Here is a 22,522-nt window from a genome sequence, read left to right as displayed (position 1 = left end):
TGAAAGGGATATCCCGGTGGTGCGGTCGACCATGCGACGGCATCACTCCAGGACCGTGTTCCGCAAGCAACCTTTCTCAGATTGGAAGTTGGGCTAGTATTTGAAGAAGATTCTTGGACGTCCGCCACGTATGGCGTGCATCGTCGCTGAATGCCAAGGCGAGTCTATAGGCGTCGCTTGGGCGGTGGCAGTTTCCTATATGCTTTCTGACGGTCCGCTTTTTGTGACTGTACATCTAACTGCGGTGAATCTCGACGAAGCGCCAATATGGCGTGCTAAATCGTACCTCTCGCTTATTGCTGGGATCCGGCAATGGGCAAAAACGCGCAACGCAACGCACGCAGCGATCCACGTTACCACGGCTTCAAATCTGAAAGCGACAGATCGCTTGATGAAGTCAGTAGAGCGCAGTACATGTCGTCTGTTATTATTCAATATAACGTTACGAGTATAGATCTGTATTGTAGATGTGAAAGGGTTGTTTCACTTAAGTTCAGTTCTTGTGATCAGCTTTATGAATGATGGCTATTTTTATCTGTTAATACATGTTTGCATCGAAACTCATAATCGATCAGGGGTGAAGAGATGATTTTTTTAATAATAGTAATATTGATAATACTATTATATCTTTTTGTTTTTCGAGGCGAAAATACAAAAAATAAATCCGTTATAAGAAGGTATGTTTGTATAAATTTTAGATATTTTACTTTTGTATTGGTTCTGTTTTTGGGGTTTGGATTAATTTTTGGCGTGTTTTTATCAATTAATGGATATCTCGATATCTTTCTTGAAGAATTAGGGGAATTCTTCTGAAGAAAATTTCGTAAAAAATTCAAGTTGGCAGTATTAGAATGTCCTTGAAAAACCTTGCTGTGACTGAAGGTGTTGGAGTTACTGTTGAATGTGAAAACGCAGGCGTCACTCCACGGGTGCTCTTGAGAGAGCGGGTATCCGGTTGAGAAATCATCGGATGCCTGTCTTTGTTTGCCGGACAGACCTACAGGTGTCCTGTGAACCACGTCACTCCTGGAGGGCTGACGCGACCAGCTTGTCCGCCATGGCCTTGTTTTGCACCAGCATGTCTTTCATGCGTCCACGTGCCAGTTCTGCGTCTCCGGAATCGATCGCTTCAGCAACGCCTACGTGATTGCGACGTGCAATCTTTTCTTCCGGAGGGGTTCGTTGTGAGGCGGCATAGGAAAAGAGCATGACCGCGTAGATCAGATTCTGGAGCTGGGAAAGCATCTGATTGCCACTGGCCTGCAGGATCGTGGCATGGAACATGTAGTCGGCGCCGATCATGCTTTCCTGACCATCCAGAGGATGGATGGCACGCGCGGCCGCAAGAATGGTGTCGCGTTGCTCCCGGCTTGCGTTGACGGCTGCCAGGGCGGCGGCCTCCGGCTCGAAAATCAGTCTGAGGTCGGTTGCTTCCGCATAAATTCTCGCGGTCTGCGGACTTCTTGGGTCATGCCAGCGAATGACGTCCGGATCGAGAAGGTTCCAGTCGTCAAAGGGGCAGACCCGAGACCCATATCTGCGTGCCGTTCGAACGAGCCCTTTGCCGCAAAGCACCTTGATGGCTTCTCGGACAACAGTTCGCGAAACACCAAGGCTGTCGACAAGTTCGTCCTCACGCGGAAGGATCGCGCCTGTCGGATATTCTCCCCGCGCAATCTTTCTACCGAGATGTTCGACCGTATCTTTGACTGCCCCCGTCGGCAGGGATGTGAGGACCTTGTCCGGAAGTTCGAAGAAATTACGCTTTTTATTATCCATTCAACAGACTCAGGCAGTCGGGTCTTTCCAATCGAACTTGATCGGCGAGACCGGCGTTGTGTCCTGCGCATGTTTTACAAGCGAATTTTATAAAATACTAGATTTAATGAGTTGCTACGACGTTTTGCAAAGCTAATACGTCGCTTCTGGAGTCTCTTTATGTCGCTGCTGCTTGAATTATTGACCATTCAGGCAAGGAAATGAATTCGCTGCTTTGAAATTTGTAGGACAATTACTCGGGGCCTAGCCATCCAGAGCATAAAGCCTTTGTGCAAGTTTTCTGACGCCGGTGTTCTTGAAGTGCCGGATACTTGCAGGTGGAACTAAATAGACAACTCCGGCGGCCAGTCCGTCGCGCCAACGCAGCTGCACTTCGGCAACGGTTTTGGGGACGGCATCGAAGACATAGAACTCTTCCGGCAGATCGGTAACCTCGTTCAGCACGAGACGGACACCTCCATCGGAAATGTCCCTGATCGTGCAATCGCAAATAAATTCATTGTCCAGACTCGCAAGTTTCGCGGGGCGCAATCTTGTGCGTTGGCGCGGATGCAGGCGACGCTGAATTGCTGCGGCAATGGAGTCCCGTTTCGAAGACAGAAATGAAAACATGGCACAACCTCAGTTGTTGGGTCTTGATGGGGCAAGCGGTCCAGCTGGCCTTAAGGGCTCTGGTCTGCCGGAACCGGGGAGTGCGGGCCGATAGCTGGGATCTCCCAGCGTCGAGGGGCGGTGCGTGACTGGTGATTGTGCGTTCCGGCAAAGGCGATATGCAAGATCGTACAAACCGCGCCATCCAGCCGGTGTACTGCCAAGGTTGTCCAGCACTGCAAGTGCACCGCCCGTCAATGCACCCCTGCGTGCTCCACTTGGGCCTTCCCAGGCGCCGCCTGCAACTGCTCCTTCCATCGCGCCGTCGACGATCGGCATGTCCGATTGATCCGGGTTGATATGCGCATCTGCATAGGCTCTTGCGTAGGCGTCGCAGTTCGTGGTCTGGGCAGAAGCTTCTTGTGCCAGGCAGGCAACTGAAGCGGCGATTGCAGCCTGCAGGAGCCCAGCCTTCACCAGCTGAAACCGGTGTATCGTGAAGGCGCGACATATGAATGGTTGGACCGAGGGTCTGGCTGCTTTCCTTGCGCAGGTCGGCGGCTGCAGACGTTTCATACGCTTCTCCCAAATACCGAATACTGAAAGGGCAGGGGCGCCCGCACCGGTAATGCATGCACACCGAAGATTGCGTGAAACTTGCGTCGCAGGCGTCCGGGAAGGAACCCTGCCAAATCATCACGGTCGAACAGTTTCGGGCAAGCTTGGCTGACTATCCCTTGGGGCAACCTGAGCTGATAGGAGGTCTTCTATGGAACCTGTGTTCCTGACCAAACTCGTTTCGAATAGCAATGACTGGCTGTCCGTCCGCCAGGCGACCATTGCCGAAAACATTGCCAACGCAAATACGCCAGGCTTCCGCTCCAAGGACCTGGAACCGTTCACAACCGTGATCAGCAAAACCCAGCTTGCCATGACCGCAACCCATGACGGCCATCTTGGTCAGACCATGGAAGCCGCGCGCAAGTCCGATGTCGAAAAGGCGGACAGCTGGACGGTCACGCATTCCGGTAACTCCGTCAGCCTGGAACAGGAACTCATGAAGGCAGGAGAGGTCGCGCGCGATCATTCGTTGAACGCCAGTATCGCGAAGTCCTTTCACCGCATGTACCTCTCCACAGTGAAATCCTAAAGGAAAACAATCATGTCTGATCCGCTTTCCGCAACCTTGCAGATTTCCGGCGCCGGTCTCAGAGCGCAGTCGGAGCGGTTGAGAGTTGTGTCTGAAAACCTCGCCAACGCCCGCTCTACCGGCGAAGCAGCCGGCGATGATCCCTATCGGCGCAAGACCATCACGTTCGAAAGTGAATTCAACCGCGCCGTCCAGGCCAACCTGGTGTCCGTGAAGGACATCGGCAAGGACAAAGCCGAGTTCGCGGTGGAATACGACCCCGGCCATCCGGCGGCGGACGAGAACGGCTACGTCAAAATGCCGAATGTCAACACGCTGCTTGAACTGGCCGATATGCGCGAAACCAACCGTTCTTACGAAGCCAATCTGAAAGTCATGACGCAGGCCCGCGAGATGGTCATGCGCAACATTGACCTGTTGAGGAACTGATCATGATCAATGAAATCTCCGCGCTGACATCGTCGACCGACGGCGTCCTGAAAGCAGCCTCCACCACCAGGTACACGGCGAGTACGCCGGATCTTGGCGGCACGGGCGCCGTGGGCGAAACCAGTTTCTCCGATGCGATGGCGAAAGTTTCGACCGATGCGATCGACAAGATCAAACAAGGCGAAGCGGTATCGATTGCAGGTGTCGACGGACAGGCTTCGGTTCAGCAGGTGGTCGAGGCCGTAATGGCTGCTGAATCGACCCTCCAGACCGCAATTGCCATCCGCGACAAGGTCGTGAGCGCCTATCAGGAAATCAGCCGCATGTCGATCTGATCGAAGGCTTGGCCTCGATAAGCGATTGTAATTACCAGGAGAAAATCCATGAAAGCCCTTGCTATCGCCGCGACCGGCATGAGCGCCCAGCAGACGAATGTCGAAGTGGTCGCCAACAACATCGCCAACATGAACACCACGTCCTTCAAACGTTCGCAGGCGGAATTCTCAGACCTTCTCTATCAGGCCGAGCGCCTGCAGGGCGTGCCGAACCGGGGTGGTGAAGATCCTGTACCGGAAGGTGCTCAGCTTGGTCTGGGCGTTCGTACCGCCGGGATCCGCAAACTCCATGCCCAAGGCTCGCTGACCAACACCGGCAACCAGTTCGATGTTGCGCTCGACGGGCGGGGATGGTTCGAAATTACCGGTCCTGATGACGAAACACTGTTTACCCGAGCCGGTTCGTTCAACAAGAATGCAGACGGCAGACTGGTGACCATTGACGGCTATGCCGTCGAACCGGCGATCATCATTCCGCAAGAAACCATTGAAGTTGTCGTCAATGAATCGGGTCAGGTCTATGCCAAGGTCGATGGCGAGATGACGCCTCGTGAACTTGGACAGCTGACGCTTTCCAATTTTGCCAACGATGTCGGTCTGGAACCAGTGGGTGGCAACCTTTTCCGTGAAACCGAGGCCTCTGGCACGCCTGTTACCGGTGTTGCGGGTGATCCGGGTTTCGGCGTGGTTCGCCAAGGGTATCTGGAAAGCTCCAACGTTGATCCGGTAAAGGAAATCACTGCCTTGATCAGCGCTCAGCGCGGCTATGAAATGAACTCCAAGGTCATGAAAGCCGCCGACGAGATGGCCGGTACCGTCACCAACGGCATTCGCTAACAGGGAGAAGGTGATGACGATCCGATCCCTTTTCCTGGTGCTGGTCATGATCTTCAGCACCGGGGCAGCGAAAGCAGCCGGAGGCATAGATCTGCCGGTTCCGCGCCAGACCATACCGGCTGGAACCGAAATCACTCACCAGGATCTGATCGAACGATCGTTTCCAACGCGGACAGCACAGCAATTCGCGGTGTCTACCAACAGGGGCCAACTGGTTGGCATGGTTGCACGGCGTACGTTGCTTCCAGGACAGCCGGTACCGATCAATTCGGTCGAAAAGCCGGTCCTTGTTCGTCGTGGTGAGCCGGCGCGACTGGTTTTCCGTGAGCAGGGGCTGGTGATCATCATGCAGGTGGAAGCTCTTCAGAACGGCGGAGCCGGCAACTTCGTACGCGTACGCAATGTCGATAGCGGTCTGGTTGTTTCCGGGCGGGTTCAAGAAGACGGCACCATACGTGTGGAGAACTGATTTTATGACCCGGTTACTCGTTTTTGTTCTGGCTGCACTGTTGGCCTTGCCGGTGTCGGCAATGTCCATGGTGCGGATCAAGGACATCGCCAGTCTGCAAGGGGTGCGCGACAACCAGCTTGTCGGCTATGGCCTCGTTATCGGTCTGAAAGGATCCGGCGACACGTTACGCAATTCCCCATTCACGGAGCAATCGCTGCAATCGATGCTCGACAGTCTGGGGGTGAACGTACGCGATGCGCGACTGCGGACGCGTAACGTAGCAGCCGTTGTCGTAACCGCCGAAATGCCGTCTTTTATCGGTCAAGGTTCGACGATCGACGTAAGTGTGTCCTCGCTTGGCGATGCGACGTCACTTGCCGGGGGTACTCTCATCGCTACCCCTTTGCTGGGAGCTGACGGGCAAATTTACGCGGTTGCGCAGGGCCCCGTTGCAGTATCCGGTTTCTCGGAGCTGGGGCAGGCGGAAAGCCTGACCCAGGGGATACCGACCGTCGGTCGGGTTCCAAACGGTGGTCTCATCGAAAGAGATTTGCCGGCTAAATTTTCGCAAATACCCAACCTGGTTCTCGAACTTTCCAATCCGGATTTCCGCACCGCAGTGCGTATCGCCGATGCGATCAACCAGTTCACGAGGGAGCGATACGGCATCAAGGTGGCCAAGGAGCGCGACTATCGCACCGTGGTACTCACGCCTCCGCAAAACATCAGTGTCACGCGGTTCATCGCTGAAATCGAGGCTATTCGGGTGACGCCTGACCAGATTGCGAAGGTCGTGATCGATGAGCGAACAGGGACTGTGGTCATAGGCAAGGATGTGCAGATTTCGACCGTTGCGATTACCCATGGCAATCTGACGGTTCGTATATCGGAAGCACCCGAGGTTTCGCAGCCGTCGCCGTTTTCGCTGAATGGCCAGACAGTGGTCGTGCCACGAACATATGTCGATGCTCAGGAAAGCGGTGGTCAACTGGCTGTTGTCGGTGGAACGGACCTGCCCACACTGGTGCGGGGTCTCAACCGGATCGGTCTGCGACCAACCGGTATCATCGCCATCCTTCAGGCGATCAAGACAGCCGGCGCGCTGCAGGCGGAACTCGTGGTGCAATAAGTCAGACCTGCTCCTATTCCGACAGGGAAACCAGCACTTATGTGGGCTGAAACCCTGAAGGGAGGGATGACGTTTCCTTCATGAGAGCAATTCTGAAACGCCGCTTTTTGAAGCGGCGTTTTTTTTGCGACAGCCTCACGCAAGCTCGATCTCCGATTGTGCGGTCAAAGAGGTTCTGCACAAGGGAAGGCCTTATGCCACGACATTTGGACCGCGGCCGCACATTCACGCTTCTGGTGCTTGCGGCAGTTACGCTCACATTCGGCGGCCAGGCCATTGCCCAGGCGCCGCGTCAGAAGCCGCAGGCACGCGAAAGCGCGATTGCGCCCGTACCGCCACAGGACAGCGAGCTCTATTGCAAGAACATCGCCGAAGCGGCTTCGGATGCGCGCATCAAGTGGCAGACCTGGAAACTGATCAGCCTGGAGGCAAGTCTCCGGGACAGGATTGAAGAATTGCAGCGCAAAGAGCGCGAATTCGAAAAATGGGTCGAGCGGCGCGAAGACCTTCTCAACGAAGTCGAGGATCAGGTCGTCTCAATCATCGGGCGCATGCGTCCGGAAGCAGCTGCGGCGCAGCTGCAGACGACCGACGAGGAAGCCGCTGTTGGCGTTCTCCTGAAACTGAAGGCCCGTGTTGCCAGCAGCATTCTCGACGAGATGGAGCCTTCCCGTGCTGCCCAGCTGACCCAATCGATGATGGGCCTGACCCATCCCGAAATACAACGGAGTTTCTGATGCGCGCTTTTGTGATCTCCCTAGGAGCTGCGATGCTGACCGGCTGTGCCGGGCAGCTGGAAGACGTTGGCCGCGCACCGGAGATGTCTCCGGTCGGGTACGGCCTTGCCGTTCAACAGCCGGCAGCTTATCCGCTGAGCACTTTCGGGCAGGGCACGGTCAAGGACTACAACTCCTTGTGGGCCAGCGGTCGCGACAATTTCTTTGCAGACCCGCGTGCAAAGAAAGTCGGTGATGTGCTGACAGTAACCATCCAGATCAATGACCGCGCGAACATGGACAACAGTTCGGATCGCCGCCGCACTTCCGATATCGGCTGGGGTGGCACCATGGATTACGACTGGGATGGCATCGGGCATGGTGGCAGCGGAAATCTAGGCGTTGATTCCGGCTCCGGTTCCGCGGGTTCCGGCTCTATCGATCGGTCGGAAGAAATCCAGCTGTCCGTTGCGGCCGTGGTCACGGACCGCCTGCCGAACGGCAACCTGGTGATCTCCGGCTCGCAGGAAATGCGCGTCAACTTCGAGATGCGCATCCTGCAAATCGCCGGGATCGTACGTCCGCGGGACATCCAGGCCAACAACACCATTCCTTACGACAAGATTGCCGAAGCGCGGGTCTCCTATGGTGGCCGCGGCAGGATCACCGAGGTTCAGCAACCGGCGTGGGGGCAGCAGATCTACGACATCGTGACGCCCTTCTGAGCCCTTCCTGAAAGTACCGGAAAGACCCAAATGCCTAATATCATTGAAGTTCCTTTTGAGGGTGCGCAGGAAAATCAGCGCAGCTCCGGTTTCGTCGCGGCGTTGGTGCTCCTGACGCTGATTGGCGGTGGCGCTGGAGCGGGCCTTGCAAAATATGTTGCTGACTATACGGAAGAGGAAGTTCATGGCCGGCTTCGTCAGCAACAGAGCTTCACCGAAACGCTGCCGTTTTCGCCTTCGACACGTCTGCAGACGCTTGAACCGCTCGTGACAAACCTGGCGTCGCCGCAAGACGCCTGGATCAGGTTGCAGGCTTCAATTCTTCTGGAAGACGATCCGGACGGTGATGTCGGTGTGCTCAAGAAAAAGGTCGAGGACGATTTTCTAGGCTACATGCGCACGCTTACGCTCTCTCATCTGGAAGGGGGGATCGGTTTGCAGCATCTTCGCGAAGATCTCACCGAGCGCGCTCAGACACGCACCAAAGGTCAGGTGAACGAAGTCATTCTGGAATCGGTGGTTATTCAATGAGCCGTCTTCTTGTTGCCGGCCTTGTACTGGTCGCGATGACGGGGGCTGCTGCTGCCCAGGTGCCGGATCTTTCCGCGTTGCTACCTGCAGGAGAGGGCAGTGCCAGCGGCCGTATCATCCAGATGATTGCACTCTTGACGGTGCTTTCTCTGGCTCCGGGCATCCTGATCATGGTGACGAGCTTCACCCGTTTCGTGATCGCTTTCTCGTTCCTGCGGTCCGGTATCGGTCTTCAAACAACACCGGGTAACCTGATCCTCATTTCGCTGGCCCTCTTCATGACTTTTTATGTCATGGCTCCAACCTTCGACAAAGCCTGGGAGCAGGGTGTTCAGCCTCTGATGAACAACGAGATCTCAGAGGAAGAGGCCTATGTTCGGATCACAACGCCCTTCCGGGACTTCATGCTCAGCCAGGTGCGCGAGGAAGATCTCGTTCTCTTTGATGATCTTGCGGCCGGCCGCGTGACAGAAAACGAAGCGGCCTCTGCAGAGGAAGTTGAACTGCGTGTCTTGATCCCGGCTTTCATGATTTCCGAGTTGCGCCGGGGTTTCGAAATCGGATTTTTGATCGCGTTGCCTTTTCTCGTGATCGATATGATCGTCGCAACGATCACCATGTCCATGGGTATGATGATGTTGCCACCAACAGTCATATCGTTGCCTTTCAAGGCGTTGTTCTTTGTTTTGATCGACGGATGGAACCTTCTGGTCGGTAGTCTTGTGCGATCATTCTTGTAACCGACGGGGGCGTCGGGGCGCAAAAGGGCGGGGCCGAAAGGCTCCGCTTTTTTGTTTTTGTCGATAAGATCGTGCGCGACTATATCTTTTGGTCCAAAATTAGATCTTGGAGAAATACGAAAAAGATCAAATTGCCCGTATCGACGTAAGCTTCACGCAAGATTGAGCCGCTAGGGTCATTTTCACAGCAGGTTGAACCCCAAACTACCCACGGTTCAAAAGCATGACGCTGCTCCTGCTGTGCCGGTGCAAACCCGGCATGTCCCAATCCAATCCAGTACACACTGACACATTGAAGGGACATATCATGTCTAGCTTGATGACGAACGCTTCCGCAATGACCGCTCTGCAGACTCTGCGGAACACCAGCGCCAACCTGGCAGAGACGCAGAACCGCATCTCCACCGGTTATCGCGTTGCCGGCGCGGAAGACAACGCTGCCTACTGGTCCATCGCAACCACCATGCGTTCTGACAACATGGCTCTTAGCGCCGTTGAAGACTCTCTGGGTCTGGGTGCTGCGACCGTCGACGTCATGTACACTGCTATGGACAGCACTGTTGATGTCATGAACGAAATCAAAGCCAAGCTTGTTGCTGCCCGTACTCCGGGTGTCGACCGCGGCAAGATCCAGTCCGACATCAACGAACTGCAGAACCAGCTCAAGTCGACTGCCGAATCCGCTGTTTTCAACGGTGAAAACTGGCTGTCTTCCGACGTGACCACCGTTACGTCGAAAGAAATCGTCAGCTCCTTCACCCGCGTCGGTGGTGCAGTTTCCGTTCTGACGACCACGGTTGATATCACCGCTACCCAGCTCTATGACACCACGGGTGGTGGTACCGGTATCCTTGACCGTGCTCTGACGAACGGTAACGTTGTCGACACCATCGACATCTCCGCTCTGACGGACAGCGCTGCCGACCTGACCACTCTGGAAGGCATGATCTCGGATGTCGACGAAGCTCTGGGCCTCATCACAGACTCCGCAACCCTGCTCGGTTCCACCAAGAAGCGCGTTGATCTGCAGAAGGACTTCGTGTCCGCTCTGATCGACTCGATCGACCGTGGTGTCGGCCAGCTCGTGGATGCTGACATGAACAAAGAATCGACCCGCCTCCAGGCTCTGCAGACTCAGCAGCAGCTCGGTATCCAGGCTCTGTCGATCGCCAACCAGGGTTCGCAGAACATTCTGTCCCTGTTCCGTTAATCCAACCAGTTTATCTGACCGGATTTCCAGGCAAGAGGACCGCGCCCTTCGGGGCGCGGTTTTTTTGTGTCCAGAATTTCCGTCTTCAGGCCCGGGTGACAGGCTCGCGCAAGGTCCAGTTCCGATAGTGGGTCAAACAGAACGTTACGTGCATGAAGGGGTTATGCATGCCGGGCCGTGAACACGCCGAAAAACTATGGGCAAACCTGATGGAACTGGGAGCGCGCAGACTTATCGCGCTCGCCTTGATCGGGCTCGCTACAATCGCAACCGTCGGCGCGGGAGCATATTACTTGAGCCGACCGGAACAGACCGTCCTCTATACGGGTCTCGACGGTGAAGACGTCACCCGCATCGGTTCCGCACTGCGGGATGCCGGCATTCCTTTCGACATCAATTCGGAAGGCTCTGCCGTCATGGTGAGCCATGCGCAGACAGCCAAGGCGCGCATGCTTCTGGCCGAAAAGGGTCTCCCGCGTGGAGCCAACTCCGGCTACGAGCTCTTCGACGAGTTGGGCTCGCTTGGGTTGACCTCCTTCATGCAGGAGGTGACACGGGTGCGAGCGCTTGAAGGTGAGCTTGCCCGAACCATCCAGCTCATGAAGGGGATCCGGGCAGCGCGCGTTCATATCGTGTTGCCAGAGAAAGGATCTTTCAGGCGCGATCAGCAGCCGCCGTCGGCGTCTGTCGTCATCCGTTCCGATGTGCCGGACGATGTGCGAACCGCCGATGCCATCCGCCACCTGGTTGCTGCCGGTGTTCCGGGCATGCAAGCCGACAAGGTTACAGTGCTCGACACGTCCGGTGGTATCCTGGCGGCCGGCCAGGATCCGACCAAGGCCTCCGCAGGCCAGCTTGCCAGCCTTGAGACGGCTGTCAGCAGCCGGATCCAGGAAAACATTCGCAAGACCCTGACGCCATATCTTGGCCTGGACAACTTCGAGGTCAGTGTCGCCGCGGAGCTAAACACGGACCGCAAGACGATTGCCGAGACGATTTTCGATCCGGACTCGCGGACCGAGCGATCTATCCGGACCATTCGCGAAAACGAGAACGCTCAGAATTCCAGCGTCTCGGCACCGACAACGGTCGAGCAGAACCTTCCTGAAGAGGATGTGTCCGCGGACAACGGCGAGCGTTCCAGCGAAGAAAACGAGCGGCGCGAGGAAACCGTCAATTACGAGATCTCCTCCAAACGCATCGAGACGTCTCAGGATGGCTATCGTGTCGACCGTCTGTCCATTGCGGTTCTGGTTGATAAGTCCCGTCTTGCACAGTCTCTTGGCGGCGAACCGACCCAGGCTCAACTGGATGAACAGCTGACGGAAATCGAAGCACTGGTTGCTTCTTCTGCGGGGATTGAAAAAGAACGGGGAGACCTGGTCAAGGTTGCTGTCGTCGACTTTATTGACGGCGGTCGGGCCATGGAGCCGATCCCGCCGATCAGCATCACCGAGTATCTGATGCGCCAGTCCGGCAACATCATCAATGCGCTCGCAATCCTGACTGTGTCGATGCTGGTGATCTGGTTCGGTCTGCGGCCTGCCGTGGCTGCCCTGGTGCCGCAAATGGCCAAGCCGCAGGTCGAAATGGCCGAACTCGGAATGCTGCCGGAAGCTGCGGAAGGGACTGCAGAAGCAGTCGACGGGGATCAGACCTTCCTGATGCCGCCGGATCATTCCGACATGCTGCAGGACCTCAACAGCCGGCGCAACAAGTCCGCGCTCCGGAAGCTGGAATCCTTGCTGGAGTTCAACGAGGAACAGTCTGCCGCGATCCTGCGCCAGTGGCTCTATGAATCGGAGCGCATCTAATGACCACCTCAATCGCTTCCCATATTCCCGTCCTGTCCGCCTCCAGGTTCAAGTCCTTCGGTGCGTTCGACCCCGCTCTCGTGGACGTTCTGGAGCCTTGCGAGGAAGCTGTGCCCGAACCCAGCCTGGAAGAACAGCTCCAGGCCGAATACGAGCGCGGCCTGGCGGAAGGCAGTGACCGCACGATGGCTCATTTTCAGGCCATCCTGGAACAGGAGCGCGAGGAGCACGCAAGGCAGCTCAAAGACGAGCGTGACCGGTTCGACATGCGTGAATCGGCCAACGTGAGCGCCTCCATCGAAGGCTTCCTCAATGTGATGGAGCAGCGGATCTCCTATTCGCTTTCCAAGCTTCTTCAACCTTTCCTGGCAGAGCAGATCGTCGACCAGCTGGTCGATGCCTTTGCCGGCAATCTTCGGCAACTGACCGAGGAAACGGAAGGCAAAATGATCAGGCTGCGCGGACCGGAAACTCTGGTCAGCCGAGTGCTGGAGCAGTTGCCGGCCTTGAGAGACCGGATCGACGTTCAGCATGCTGATCAGGTCGAACTGGTGGCTCTGCTTGACGAGACAACCATTGAAACACGGCTCGGACAATGGCTCGGCCAGCTTGAAGCCTTGAAAGGGGAGGCAGACTGATGTTGGACGGCGTCCCGAATGAAATCGTAATTGTCCGGCGCAAGAACAGCTGGGAAGACGATCAGCTGCCACATGGCGTCTGGAAGATTGCCTACGCGGATTTCATGACCGCATTGATGGCCTTTTTTCTGGTCATGTGGCTGATCAACGTGACCGACGACAGCGTGCGTCGCGGCGTTGCGCAGTATTTCAACCCGGTCAAACTTGCCTCCACGGCTCCGAACCGCAAGGGCCTGAACGATCCGGAGATCAACGGCGATACCAACGAAGCCGGCACCAAGCTTTTCACCGGCAAATTGGGTGGGTCTGATGCGCCGGTCGATCAGGATGAGAACTTCGGTGATGGCCTGGACAAGGGACACAGACTGGAGGAGGTGGTCGAGACACCGGAGATGGGGGGGGCGCCGGCCTCTGGGCAGTTTACCCAGACCCATTCGGAATCGATCCTTTTCACGGACCCCTATGCCGTACTCGACACCCTTTCGCAGAAAATCCGTGTCGCTGATGTGCGGGAGGATAACCCAAAGGGTATCGGTACAGGCCTTCAGAAGAACGAAGGCGTTCAGGGTGGGCAGGCCTATCGGGATCCCTTTGATCCGATGTTCTGGCAGTTCCGTCCTGGCCGAGGTGTCGCCAGTGCCGAGGCAGCTCCTGACGTAAGTTTGCCGGGCGATGGTACCGCGCCTTCTTCCCAGGCTCTGGCCGGCGAATTCGCCTTTGCTGCGCCGTTTGAAGATGGCACGCAACCTGAGACCGGCATTACCCGGCAAAACGGAAACGCTGCCCCTGGAAATGGGCCGAGCAACGGGGACTACATGGCGGAACAATCCGGAACGACGTCCTTTGAATTTGTCGGCAACGGCGCACTTCCCGACAACGGGGATACGACGGATCAGGTCGTCGCTCATGTGCTTGGCAAGTCGCTTGAGGCGTCTTCAACAGAGGTGATCGCTGAAGTCCAGACAGAAACGGTCATTGGTACCGGAGACGGTGAGGGCACTTACGAAGAAGACTTCACGGAAAGCAGCGCCGAGGTACTGGTCGCCCGTCTTTCGGAAGTCCTTGCCCAGACTGAAGGGACTGCTCTTGAGGAAACCGCCAGTCAGATTACGGTGACGAGAGAAGGTGAGGGAGCCTTGATCAGCCTTACCGACGACCAGAACTTCGGTATGTTCGCCATCGGGTCTGCCGAGCCGCGCCCGGAACTCGTCAAACTGCTTGAACGGATTGGCAAGGTGGTTGCCGAAACTCCGGGGCAGATAGTCATCAAGGGTCATACGGACGCGCGCCCTTTCAAAAGCATGACCTATGACAACTGGCGCTTGTCGTCGGCACGCGCTCACATGGCTCTCTACATGCTCACTCGCGGAGGTGTCGGCAAGGACAGGTTCAACCGGGTCGAAGGCTACGCCGATCAGGATCTGAAAGTTCCGTCCGATCCTCTTGCTGCCTCCAACAGGCGGATTGAGATCTACTTGCTGGAAGGAGCTCGGTAATGCGCTGCCTCTCCATCAGGATCCCTTGCTTCAAAGGTCTGCTCCTTGGCTTGATGGCGGCCGTCTTCTGGGTGTCGGCAGGCTGGGCGCAGCAGGTTGGCAAGCAGACTTCGGATCCGGAACCATTTGAAATGATCCGGTCGCTGCAGTCCTTGCAGGAGCAGATCGCACAGGGCAACAGCCATGCGATGCAGGCGCAGCGAGCCTTGCTGACTAAGATGGACGCAAGTTTCGTCGTGTTGCCAGCTGATGCGTGGCAGGAACCACGCAACGCGCGGGCGGCCGTCATCCATCTTCTGAGTGGCGGACACCCAGACGTAATGCGGTATCTCTTGTCCCTCGATCCGGCACCCGCTGTCGACCGCAAACTCATGGAAGCGTCGCTTGCCTATGTCGAAGGCAGGGAAGAGGACATGATCGTTCTTCTGGCGGAGATCGATCCGCTGGAACTGCCGGCAAGCCTGGGGGGGCATGTCGCACTGGTAAAGGCTGCACCCTACATCCGCACGGATCCGGAAAAGGCGATGGAACTGCTTCAGGTCGCCAGCCTACTGATGCCTGGCACACTCGTTGAGGAAGCTGCTCTTCGCCGGGAAGTCTTCGTCGCTGGGATGACCGGCAACGTCGATCGCTTTCGAGTTCTCAGCATCCGATATCTTCGCCGGTTCCGCACGTCGGTTTACGCCGGTGATTTCCGCAGGCGATTTGCCCTGTCACTGGACACGCTTGGATTTGTCAAAAGCGAGGACAAGTTCGCGCTCCTGGATGACGTGCTGCACGAATTCGATGCCGACAGCAGGCGCGGTCTTTATCTTCGGCTGGCCCGTTCCGCCCTGCTGGCAGGCCATCTGAATGTCGCGCGAAAGGCAACGGGAGAAGCGCTGACGCTAACCGTCGACGGCACCAAGGAAAACGAAATCCTGAAGATATACCTTGCGGCGACCCGTCTCGACCCGGAGTTCATTACAGCCAACCGAGACCTGTTGTGGTCGATCGACAAGTCGATCCTGACTGCGCAGGACCTGGCGATGCTTGACGGCGTCTACACCGTGCTCAACTCGGTCCGGCATTTTCCGGAGCCGCCACCCAACGTGATCGGCGAATTCAACGTCGCGACCAATATGGACGCTCCTGAAGATCAAAGCTGGGTCAGCGCGGACATGGAACTTGCGAATGTTCTGTTGCGCCGGACGGGAAAGTCCCTCGCTCAATTGGGAGAACAGGATGAGCGTTAACACTCAGGCATTCGTTCCGACTGCACCGAAGTCCGGCAAGTCGGCGGACGCTGGAACGGGCGAGCGCGGGCAAACCTCTTCCAAAGAAGCCGCGGCTGCATTCCAGGCCGTCATGCAGAACATGAAAAAAGGCGATGCTGCCGAAGATGCGGCAGGAAAACCCGGGTCTGAAACATCTGATCGGGCAGACGGGGCTACGGGCGATGCGAACGGCAAGACCGGTTCCGGCAAGGAACAGGCGGCAGGTTCGGCGGCGTTTTCGACCAGCAACCTTGTTGACGCCCTGCGTCAGGCTTCCCAGAACGCACTGTCACGCAAGGCGAAGGATGGCGAAGGCCTGGATGGGGCGGCCGAGGGACAAACGGACCCGAAGGCAGAAACCATGTTGCAGAGTTCGGCAGCGCATGTGGGATTGTCGCTAAATGCGATGCTGGCTGGAAAACCCGGGCAGGTTCCCTCGTCGCAGCCTCAGTCTGGCGCGGCCCCTATGCCTACGCTCCTGCAAGGGCAGGCCAACGGCATGCCGGTTGGCGATCCCGATGGACCTGCACAGACCGGAACGTCTTCGCTCTTCGCGCAGTTCGGGGTCGAACCGGAGGCAATTTCCGACGGCGAAGGACGTGGGGCTATTGGCCGGTCCATGTTGCCGGACGAAGCGGCGGGCACCGTCAAGGTTCTGCGCCAGGAAACCCACTTTGCACCGAATATGCGACTCTCCCCCGCGCAACAGGTGGGTGACCAGATCGCCGCTGCGGTAAAGGATATGGCTTCCAGCTCCGCATCACTTGACGGTGGCATAACTGCCAAGGCGGAAGGCCCTGTTCTGAAAACACTGGATATCCAGCTCACGCCTCATGAGCTCGGCACCGTGAAAGTGTCTCTCAGGATGGTCGGTGATACAGTGGAAGTGTCGCTTGTAACGAGCAGGGCGCAAACTGCGGAACTCCTGAAGCAAGACCGGCAACTGCTCGATCAGATGCTCAGGGCGACCGGGGTCAAGGCTGATGCCATCACGATCCAGGCCGGAGACGACCGGATCCAGGTCCAGGCGGGAAGCAACGCTTCAGGCCCTCAGGCCCAGAACCAGAACCAGAGTGGCGCTGGTGGCGGTAACCCGTTTGACGGCCAACCGCAGAGTTCCGGCAACGGTGCCGGACAGCAGAATGGGCGTCCGGGTCAAAACTCCAGAGAAGACGCGTATCAGGCTTCTGAAACAACAAGAGGAACAGGTCATGAGGAAGGTTCTGACATCAGCCTTTCTGACGGCATCTATCTTTAGTGCTCTCGCCGTTAGCGTGCCTGCGGCTGCCGAGACCCAGAACGTTTGCGAACGCGAGATGATCTCGGCAGCGCGAAAATACAACGTGCCGCTCGGCGTGCTTTATGCGGTCGGGCTGACGGAAACCGGGCGGCGCAATTCGCTGTACCCCTATGCCCTCAATATCGAGGGAAAGTCCGTATTTCCTCCCAGCCGGCAAGCCGCGAAGCAGGACGTGATTGATGCACAACAGCACGGCAAGAAGCTGATCGACATCGGCTGCATGCAGATCAACCATCATTATCACGGTGACCAGTTCCGTTCGGTGGATCAGATGCTGGAACCACGTGCAAATGTGCAATATGCGGCAAGGTTCCTAAAGGACCTGAGGCGGCGCCAGGGATCCTGGACGATGGCTGTTGCCCGCTATCACGCAGGGCCGAACAATGATCCCGCGCAAAAACGGTATGTTTGCACGGTGATCCGCAACATGGTTGCTTCCGGTTTTGGAAACTGGACACAGCAGTCCAAGCAATTCTGCGGCGCCTGATCTCTGAGAAGCACCGGACAGCTTGCCCGGTGCTTTCGTTTTGTTTGATAGATAAATTTTTACATAATTAAGTATCTGAATGGAAAGAATAATTATTTTCTCGCAACAGCTTCGCGCAAGTTAGGTCGGTTTGACTGTCTCCAGTTGATTTGGACACAGGAGACCTGTCATGGGCCTTTTCGGAGTTATGCGAACCGGCGTTTCCGGCATGAACGCACAGTCGAGCAAGCTCGGCACAGTTGCCGAAAACATTATGAACTCGAGCACGACAGGCTACAAGCGGGCCCAGTCGGAATTTTCCTCACTGGTTGTTTCGCAAGGGGCTGGCTCGTTCAACTCCGGCGGCGTCGAGGCACACACCCAGTACCAGGTTTCCAAGCAGGGAAACATCAGCTTCACCACGTCGAAGCTTGATCTTGCGGTGGATGGCAACGGCTTCTTCGTTGTCGGCAACGAGGCAGGTGAAAGCTTTCTGACCCGCGCCGGTCACTTCGTTCCGGATGGAGATGGCTATCTCCTGAATACGGCCGGCTATTATCTCCAGGGCTATCCGATCACGGGCAACACCGCGCCAACAACCGTTGCCAACGGTCTTGGTGGTCTGGAGCGGATCAACATCACCCAGAACCAGCTGGAAGCCACTCCCACCAGCGAAGCGTTCCTGCGCGTGAACGTAAGTGAAGACGCGGCGATTGTACCGGCGGCGGATCTGCCCTCCGCCAACGCAGCAACCGCGAGCTATTCCCACAAGACGTCCATGATCGTGTACGATAACCTCGGCAACGAGGTGAAACTGGATGTCTATTACTCCAAGGTCACGGAAACGGCTGCAGACAGTGACTGGGAAGTCTCGATCTACAACGCGGCAGATGCCGCACCCGGTGGCGGGTTTCCCTATACCTCTCCGGCATTGAATACCCAGACGCTGACCTTCGACGTCACCACAGGCAATCTCACCGGTGCCAGTGCGACCGCAATCAATATCGCGGTTCCCAATGGTGGCACCTTCGACCTGGACCTTGATCAGTCGACCTACCTGAATGCCGATTTCACGGTCACCAACGTTGATGCGGACGGGAACGCGCCGAGTGCGGTGAAGAACGTTGAATTCTCTGACGACGGCACTCTGTTTGCCATCTACACCAACGGTGACCGTCGGGCGATATACAAGATCCCGCTGGCGGATGTACCGAGCCCGGACAGGCTCTCCAACAAATCCGGCAACGTCTACAGCACGTCCTTCGATTCCGGTGATGTCCGGGTCGGTTTCGCGGGCGAGGGCGGCCTTGGCAGCATCAAGGTTGGTGGTCTTGAGGACTCCAACGTCGATCTCGGCAACGAGCTCACCTCGATGATCGAATCCCAGCGCACCTACACGGCCAATTCCCAGGTGTTCAAGGCTGGTTCCGACCTGCTCGAGCAGCTCGTCAACCTGGTCCGCTAACACGGCTCACCCGCCAATCGGAAAGTTATTGTCATGAGTTTGTCTGTAGCCCTCAAAGTCGCCCAGTCCGCGCTGGCCGCAAGGCAGACAGAATCCTCCGTGGTTTCGCGAAACATTGCCGGGGCTCAAGACCCCGGCTACTCGCGCAAATCCGTTCTGTTGAGCCAGACCTACACCGACACTGGTCAGGCCGGCGGCCTCAAGGTCGACGGTATCGGCCGGGTGACGGACAGCGCGCTGTATTCGTCGCTCCTGTCCTCCACCTCCACTGGATCCTCCCAGGAAGCGGTCTTGGCGGGCCTTACCCGTCTCGCTGAAACCACAGGCGATACCCAGAACCACATGTCCGCTGCGGCAAAACTCGGGGCGCTGAAGCTGTCGCTTCAAAACTATGCTTCCGACCCCAGCAACGCGATCCAGGCGCAGGACGTTCTGCAGGCCTCCAAGGACATGGTGCAGACGCTCCAGTCCGGAACGGCACTGGTGCAGGATGTGCGTACTAACGCGGATGCGGACATGGCGACCTCCGTGCGTGAGATCAACACGCTGTTGAAACAACTCGAAGATCTCAACTCGGTTATCGTGCGGGGAACGCAATCGGGGGCTGATGTCACCGATGCCCACGACAGCCGCGACCAGGTTCTGCTCAAGCTGTCCGAGGAAATCGGCATTACCACGCTGAACCGCAGCAATGGCGATATTGTGGTCTACACGGACAGCGGCGTGACGCTGTTTGAAACCAAGGCCAGAGCGGTCACCTTCGAGCCGACCATTGTTTATGGTGCTGCTACCACGGGTAATTCCGTGATGGTGGACGGCGTTCCCGTGGCGGGACCGGGCGCTCTCATGGAGATCAAGTCCGGCAGGCTGCAAGGTCTTGCCGAACTGCGCGACGAAGTCGCGGTGACCTATCAGAGCCAGCTCGACGAAATCGCGCGTGGTCTGATCGAAGCCTTCGCCGAAAGCGATCAGAGCGGTGGCGGCAATCCGGATCAGGCTGGCCTGTTCACGTGGTCTGGTGCACCGGCGGTGCCGGCATCCGGCACCCATATCACCGGGCTTGCTGCGGAAATCGTCGTCAATGCCAACGCCGATCCGGATCAGGGCGGCGACCTTGACAGGTTGCGCGATGGTGGCATCTCCGATCCGTTCGATCCCAATTACAACTACAACCCGTCCGGCGCTGCCGGGTTCTCCGACCGTCTGCAGGAACTGGTTTCCGCGTTTGACAAGGACACCGTTTTCGACAGCGGCGTGGAACTCGATCCGACCGACACGTTGTCCGGCTTTGCCGCTTCGTCCGTCAGCTGGCTGGAAGCCGGCCGAAAGACCATGACGAGCAATGTCGAGGTGCAGACCGTCATTCTCAGTCGGACGGCTGAAAACCTCAACAACAAGACAGGCGTCAACATCGACGAAGAAATGACGCTGCTACTGGAAATCGAGCGATCCTACTCAGCGGCGACACGGCTCATCAGCGCCGTCGACGGCATGCTGGAAGACCTTCTGGCCGCGGCGAGGTAACAGTTATGAAAACCACCTATATCTCCACGATCACACTCGCCGATGCGTCTCGCCGGCAGATCCAGAACCAGTCCAGCCTCGTGCAGAAGCTCAGCATCGAGCTGTCCTCCGGCCGTAAATACGACGTTGGCCTGGATCTTGGGACCAAGACCGGCGAAAGCGTGTCGCTTCGTTCCGAGTTTCATTTTCTCAATGGCATCATGGATACCAACGCGCTTACCGCGTCGCGGCTCGATGTCAGCCAGGCGGCAATGGGCGACATTCTGACGGATGCGCAGGACTTTCTGGCGACCCTTGTGGCCCTGCGTGAGAACAACGGCAGTTCGGACATCGTCAAGGCAGATGCCGTCGGCAATCTGGAGCTTCTGACGTCCCGTCTGAACACCCAGCTCAACGGCAATTTCGTCTTTGCCGGCATCAATACGGACCAGGAACCTTTCGCGGATTATTCCGATCCGACGTCTCCGAACAAATTGGCCGCCGATGCAGCGTTCATGACCGAGTTCGGGATGGCGCAATCCAACCCGGGCGTTTCGGGCATCACACCTGCGGCCATGTCCACTTATCTAAACGGTGCCTTCGAGACGATGTTCCAGAACCCGGCCTGGGGCACGTCCTGGTCGAGTGCGTCCAGCAACGTGATGGTCAGCCGTATTTCGGCGAGTGAAACGGTGTCCAGTTCCGTCAGCGCAAACGAGCAGGCCTTCAGAGACCTGGCCGCGGCCTACACGATGATGTCCGACCTCGGTAACGAGGACCTTGATCCCGAAACCTGGAAGGTGGTGGTCAACAAGGCGATCGAGAAGCTCGGCACCGGTATTGCCGATGTCACCAGCCAGATGGGCAAGCTCGGCAATGTGCAGGAGCAGGTCAAGCTAGCGAGTGAACGGTTGAAGGTTCAAACCGACATCCTGAACCGGCGCATCAACGACCTTGAAAACGTCAATCTGGAGGAAACGTCGGTGCGTCTCAACACGGCTCTGACACAGCTTGAGACCACCTATGCGGTCACGGCCCGCATGCAGGGTCTGAGCATTCTCAACTACCTGTGATCGTGGCCGAATGTCTGATTTTTCGTATCAAACCCAACCTTGAGAGGGCCCATGTACAATTTGTCTTACGCTGAGGTTATGGACGATCTTTGCTCTGACCAGCGGCTCAACGAACATGAGGCAATGTCGATCGTGATCGGCAAGCTCAACGTCGCCCAGGAGCGCGGCGTCAAGTCTCCCGAAGCCGTCGACGCGCTGTTCTACACACGGCGCCTGTGGAGCTACTTCCTGGAACACCTGGCGGACGACGCCAATGAACTGCCGATCGAAACGAGAGCCAATCTGATCTCTGTCGGCATCTGGGTCCTGAAAGAGGTCGAATCCTTGCGCCAGTGGGAGCAGGAGGACTTCTCCGACATCATCCAGATCAATTCCATCATCCGCGACAGCCTGGACGGTTAAACTCATGAAAATCGGTTTGAAAGCGGGCGAACGCCTGTTCATCAACGGTGCGGTGATCCGGGCCGAACGGAAAACCAACATCGAACTGCTGAATGATGCCGTATTCCTGCTGGAAGCCCATGTGCTTCAGCCAGAAGAGGCGACGACGCCGCTTCGCCAGCTCTACTTCATTCTCCAGACCATGATCATCGATCCGGCAGCCGCTGGTGCGGTTCAGGACATGTTCCATCTCGTGCTTGGTTCCGTGAAGTCGGCGTTCTCGAACAAGGAGGTGCTGATGCATCTCGACAAGGTTGAGGAGCTGGCAAAAACGGATCGGTGGTTCGAGGCAATGAAGGTTGTGCGTGCACTCTATCCGCTGGAGGCAAGCCTGATGCTGGCCGAAAAGAACCAGCGCGCGCAGGAAACCCGGCAGACCGCCCCCCGGCCGGCGCCAAGAGAAAATTTTCAGTACGGCCCCAGGCTGGCCGTTGTTTAAGGAGTGAT

Annotated in this window: 25 protein-coding genes; 22 read left to right on the top strand and 3 right to left on the bottom strand. The window is 57.1% G+C overall.

Annotated elements, in window-relative coordinates; all coding sequences use genetic code 11:
* Window positions 1–1,020: 1,020 nt before the first annotated feature.
* From ACVDG9_RS13080 to ACVDG9_RS13070, 3 genes are all read right to left on the bottom strand, one after another.
* On the bottom strand, window positions 1,021–1,779 hold the full coding sequence (locus ACVDG9_RS13080) for a FadR/GntR family transcriptional regulator (protein ID WP_168686777.1): 759 nt from the start codon (window positions 1,777–1,779) through the stop codon (window positions 1,021–1,023).
* A 243-nt stretch (window positions 1,780–2,022) separates the two neighbouring features.
* Window positions 2,023–2,391 (bottom strand): PilZ domain-containing protein, encoded by a 369-nt coding sequence (locus tag ACVDG9_RS13075; protein WP_022998492.1) that lies wholly within the window; start codon window positions 2,389–2,391, stop codon window positions 2,023–2,025.
* 9 nt (window positions 2,392–2,400) lie between these two features.
* A complete protein-coding gene (locus ACVDG9_RS13070; RefSeq protein ID WP_447238157.1) occupies window positions 2,401–2,946 on the bottom strand; it encodes a hypothetical protein in 546 nt (181 codons plus the stop codon).
* Between the two features lie 193 nt (window positions 2,947–3,139).
* On the opposite strand from ACVDG9_RS13070, the gene flgB reads away from it, so the two are divergent.
* The 22 genes from flgB (at window position 3,140) to flbT (ending at window position 22,514) form a co-directional block, all read left to right on the top strand.
* A complete protein-coding gene (gene flgB, locus ACVDG9_RS13065) occupies window positions 3,140–3,520 on the top strand; it encodes a flagellar basal body rod protein FlgB (RefSeq protein WP_022998493.1) in 381 nt (126 codons plus the stop codon).
* 12 nt (window positions 3,521–3,532) lie between these two features.
* Entirely contained in the window at window positions 3,533–3,949 is a 417-nt protein-coding gene (gene flgC, locus ACVDG9_RS13060; protein WP_022998494.1) for a flagellar basal body rod protein FlgC, read from the top strand.
* A gap of 2 nt (window positions 3,950–3,951) precedes the next feature.
* Complete coding sequence (fliE, locus tag ACVDG9_RS13055) at window positions 3,952–4,284, top strand: flagellar hook-basal body complex protein FliE (RefSeq protein WP_022998495.1); 333 nt, start codon at window positions 3,952–3,954, stop codon at window positions 4,282–4,284.
* Window positions 4,285–4,332: 48 nt separating this feature from the next.
* Window positions 4,333–5,121 carry a flagellar basal-body rod protein FlgG gene (gene flgG / locus ACVDG9_RS13050; RefSeq protein ID WP_022998496.1) on the top strand — a complete coding sequence of 263 codons (789 nt, stop codon included), beginning with the start codon at window positions 4,333–4,335 and terminating at the stop codon, window positions 5,119–5,121.
* Between the two features lie 13 nt (window positions 5,122–5,134).
* Entirely contained in the window at window positions 5,135–5,590 is a 456-nt protein-coding gene (flgA, locus tag ACVDG9_RS13045) for a flagellar basal body P-ring formation chaperone FlgA (protein ID WP_055654468.1), read from the top strand.
* Between the two features lie 4 nt (window positions 5,591–5,594).
* Complete coding sequence (flgI, locus tag ACVDG9_RS13040; protein ID WP_055654466.1) at window positions 5,595–6,701, top strand: flagellar basal body P-ring protein FlgI; 1,107 nt, start codon at window positions 5,595–5,597, stop codon at window positions 6,699–6,701.
* A gap of 194 nt (window positions 6,702–6,895) precedes the next feature.
* Window positions 6,896–7,438 carry a MotE family protein gene (locus ACVDG9_RS13035; protein ID WP_447238156.1) on the top strand — a complete coding sequence of 181 codons (543 nt, stop codon included), beginning with the start codon at window positions 6,896–6,898 and terminating at the stop codon, window positions 7,436–7,438.
* Window positions 7,438–8,142 (top strand): flagellar basal body L-ring protein FlgH, encoded by a 705-nt coding sequence (gene flgH, locus ACVDG9_RS13030; RefSeq protein WP_022998500.1) that lies wholly within the window; start codon window positions 7,438–7,440, stop codon window positions 8,140–8,142. The genes ACVDG9_RS13035 and flgH overlap by 1 nt, the downstream gene beginning before the upstream one ends.
* Window positions 8,143–8,172: 30 nt before the next feature.
* On the top strand, window positions 8,173–8,673 hold the full coding sequence (locus ACVDG9_RS13025) for a flagellar basal body-associated FliL family protein (RefSeq protein WP_022998501.1): 501 nt from the start codon (window positions 8,173–8,175) through the stop codon (window positions 8,671–8,673).
* Window positions 8,670–9,413, top strand: a complete 744-nt coding sequence (gene fliP / locus ACVDG9_RS13020; RefSeq protein WP_022998502.1) for a flagellar type III secretion system pore protein FliP — start codon at window positions 8,670–8,672, stop codon at window positions 9,411–9,413. The genes ACVDG9_RS13025 and fliP overlap by 4 nt, the downstream gene beginning before the upstream one ends.
* Window positions 9,414–9,720: 307 nt before the next feature.
* On the top strand, window positions 9,721–10,623 hold the full coding sequence (locus ACVDG9_RS13015) for a flagellin N-terminal helical domain-containing protein (protein ID WP_031268437.1): 903 nt from the start codon (window positions 9,721–9,723) through the stop codon (window positions 10,621–10,623).
* 167 nt (window positions 10,624–10,790) lie between these two features.
* A complete protein-coding gene (gene fliF / locus ACVDG9_RS13010; protein ID WP_228930305.1) occupies window positions 10,791–12,437 on the top strand; it encodes a flagellar basal-body MS-ring/collar protein FliF in 1,647 nt (548 codons plus the stop codon).
* Entirely contained in the window at window positions 12,437–13,075 is a 639-nt protein-coding gene (locus ACVDG9_RS13005) for a hypothetical protein (RefSeq protein ID WP_447238155.1), read from the top strand. The genes fliF and ACVDG9_RS13005 overlap by 1 nt, the downstream gene beginning before the upstream one ends.
* On the top strand, window positions 13,075–14,571 hold the full coding sequence (locus tag ACVDG9_RS13000; protein ID WP_447238154.1) for a MotB family protein: 1,497 nt from the start codon (window positions 13,075–13,077) through the stop codon (window positions 14,569–14,571). The genes ACVDG9_RS13005 and ACVDG9_RS13000 overlap by 1 nt, the downstream gene beginning before the upstream one ends.
* Window positions 14,571–15,806 carry a MotC family chemotaxis protein gene (locus ACVDG9_RS12995; protein WP_447238153.1) on the top strand — a complete coding sequence of 412 codons (1,236 nt, stop codon included), beginning with the start codon at window positions 14,571–14,573 and terminating at the stop codon, window positions 15,804–15,806. The genes ACVDG9_RS13000 and ACVDG9_RS12995 overlap by 1 nt, the downstream gene beginning before the upstream one ends.
* A complete protein-coding gene (locus ACVDG9_RS12990) occupies window positions 15,796–17,085 on the top strand; it encodes a flagellar hook-length control protein FliK (protein ID WP_447238152.1) in 1,290 nt (429 codons plus the stop codon). Before ACVDG9_RS12995 ends, ACVDG9_RS12990 begins: the two co-directional genes overlap by 11 nt.
* Window positions 17,039–17,614, top strand: coding sequence for a transglycosylase SLT domain-containing protein (locus tag ACVDG9_RS12985; RefSeq protein WP_062488687.1), 576 nt, complete (start codon window positions 17,039–17,041; stop codon window positions 17,612–17,614). The genes ACVDG9_RS12990 and ACVDG9_RS12985 overlap by 47 nt, the downstream gene beginning before the upstream one ends.
* Before the next feature lie 169 nt (window positions 17,615–17,783).
* Window positions 17,784–19,058, top strand: coding sequence for a flagellar hook protein FlgE (locus tag ACVDG9_RS12980; RefSeq protein ID WP_168686783.1), 1,275 nt, complete (start codon window positions 17,784–17,786; stop codon window positions 19,056–19,058).
* Window positions 19,059–19,091: 33 nt separating this feature from the next.
* Window positions 19,092–20,582, top strand: a complete 1,491-nt coding sequence (gene flgK, locus ACVDG9_RS12975; RefSeq protein WP_022998511.1) for a flagellar hook-associated protein FlgK — start codon at window positions 19,092–19,094, stop codon at window positions 20,580–20,582.
* Between the two features lie 5 nt (window positions 20,583–20,587).
* Window positions 20,588–21,634, top strand: coding sequence for a flagellar hook-associated family protein (locus ACVDG9_RS12970; RefSeq protein ID WP_022998512.1), 1,047 nt, complete (start codon window positions 20,588–20,590; stop codon window positions 21,632–21,634).
* A 51-nt stretch (window positions 21,635–21,685) separates the two neighbouring features.
* Complete coding sequence (gene flaF, locus ACVDG9_RS12965; RefSeq protein ID WP_022998513.1) at window positions 21,686–22,036, top strand: flagellar biosynthesis regulator FlaF; 351 nt, start codon at window positions 21,686–21,688, stop codon at window positions 22,034–22,036.
* A gap of 4 nt (window positions 22,037–22,040) precedes the next feature.
* Window positions 22,041–22,514, top strand: coding sequence for a flagellar biosynthesis repressor FlbT (flbT, locus tag ACVDG9_RS12960; RefSeq protein ID WP_055654447.1), 474 nt, complete (start codon window positions 22,041–22,043; stop codon window positions 22,512–22,514).
* Window positions 22,515–22,522: the final 8 nt, after the last annotated feature.

It is taken from the genome of Roseibium sp. RP-7 (assembly GCF_053005225.1).
The sequence above is the reverse complement of the archived record's forward strand: the minus strand, read 5'-3'. Positions and strand labels throughout refer to the sequence as shown.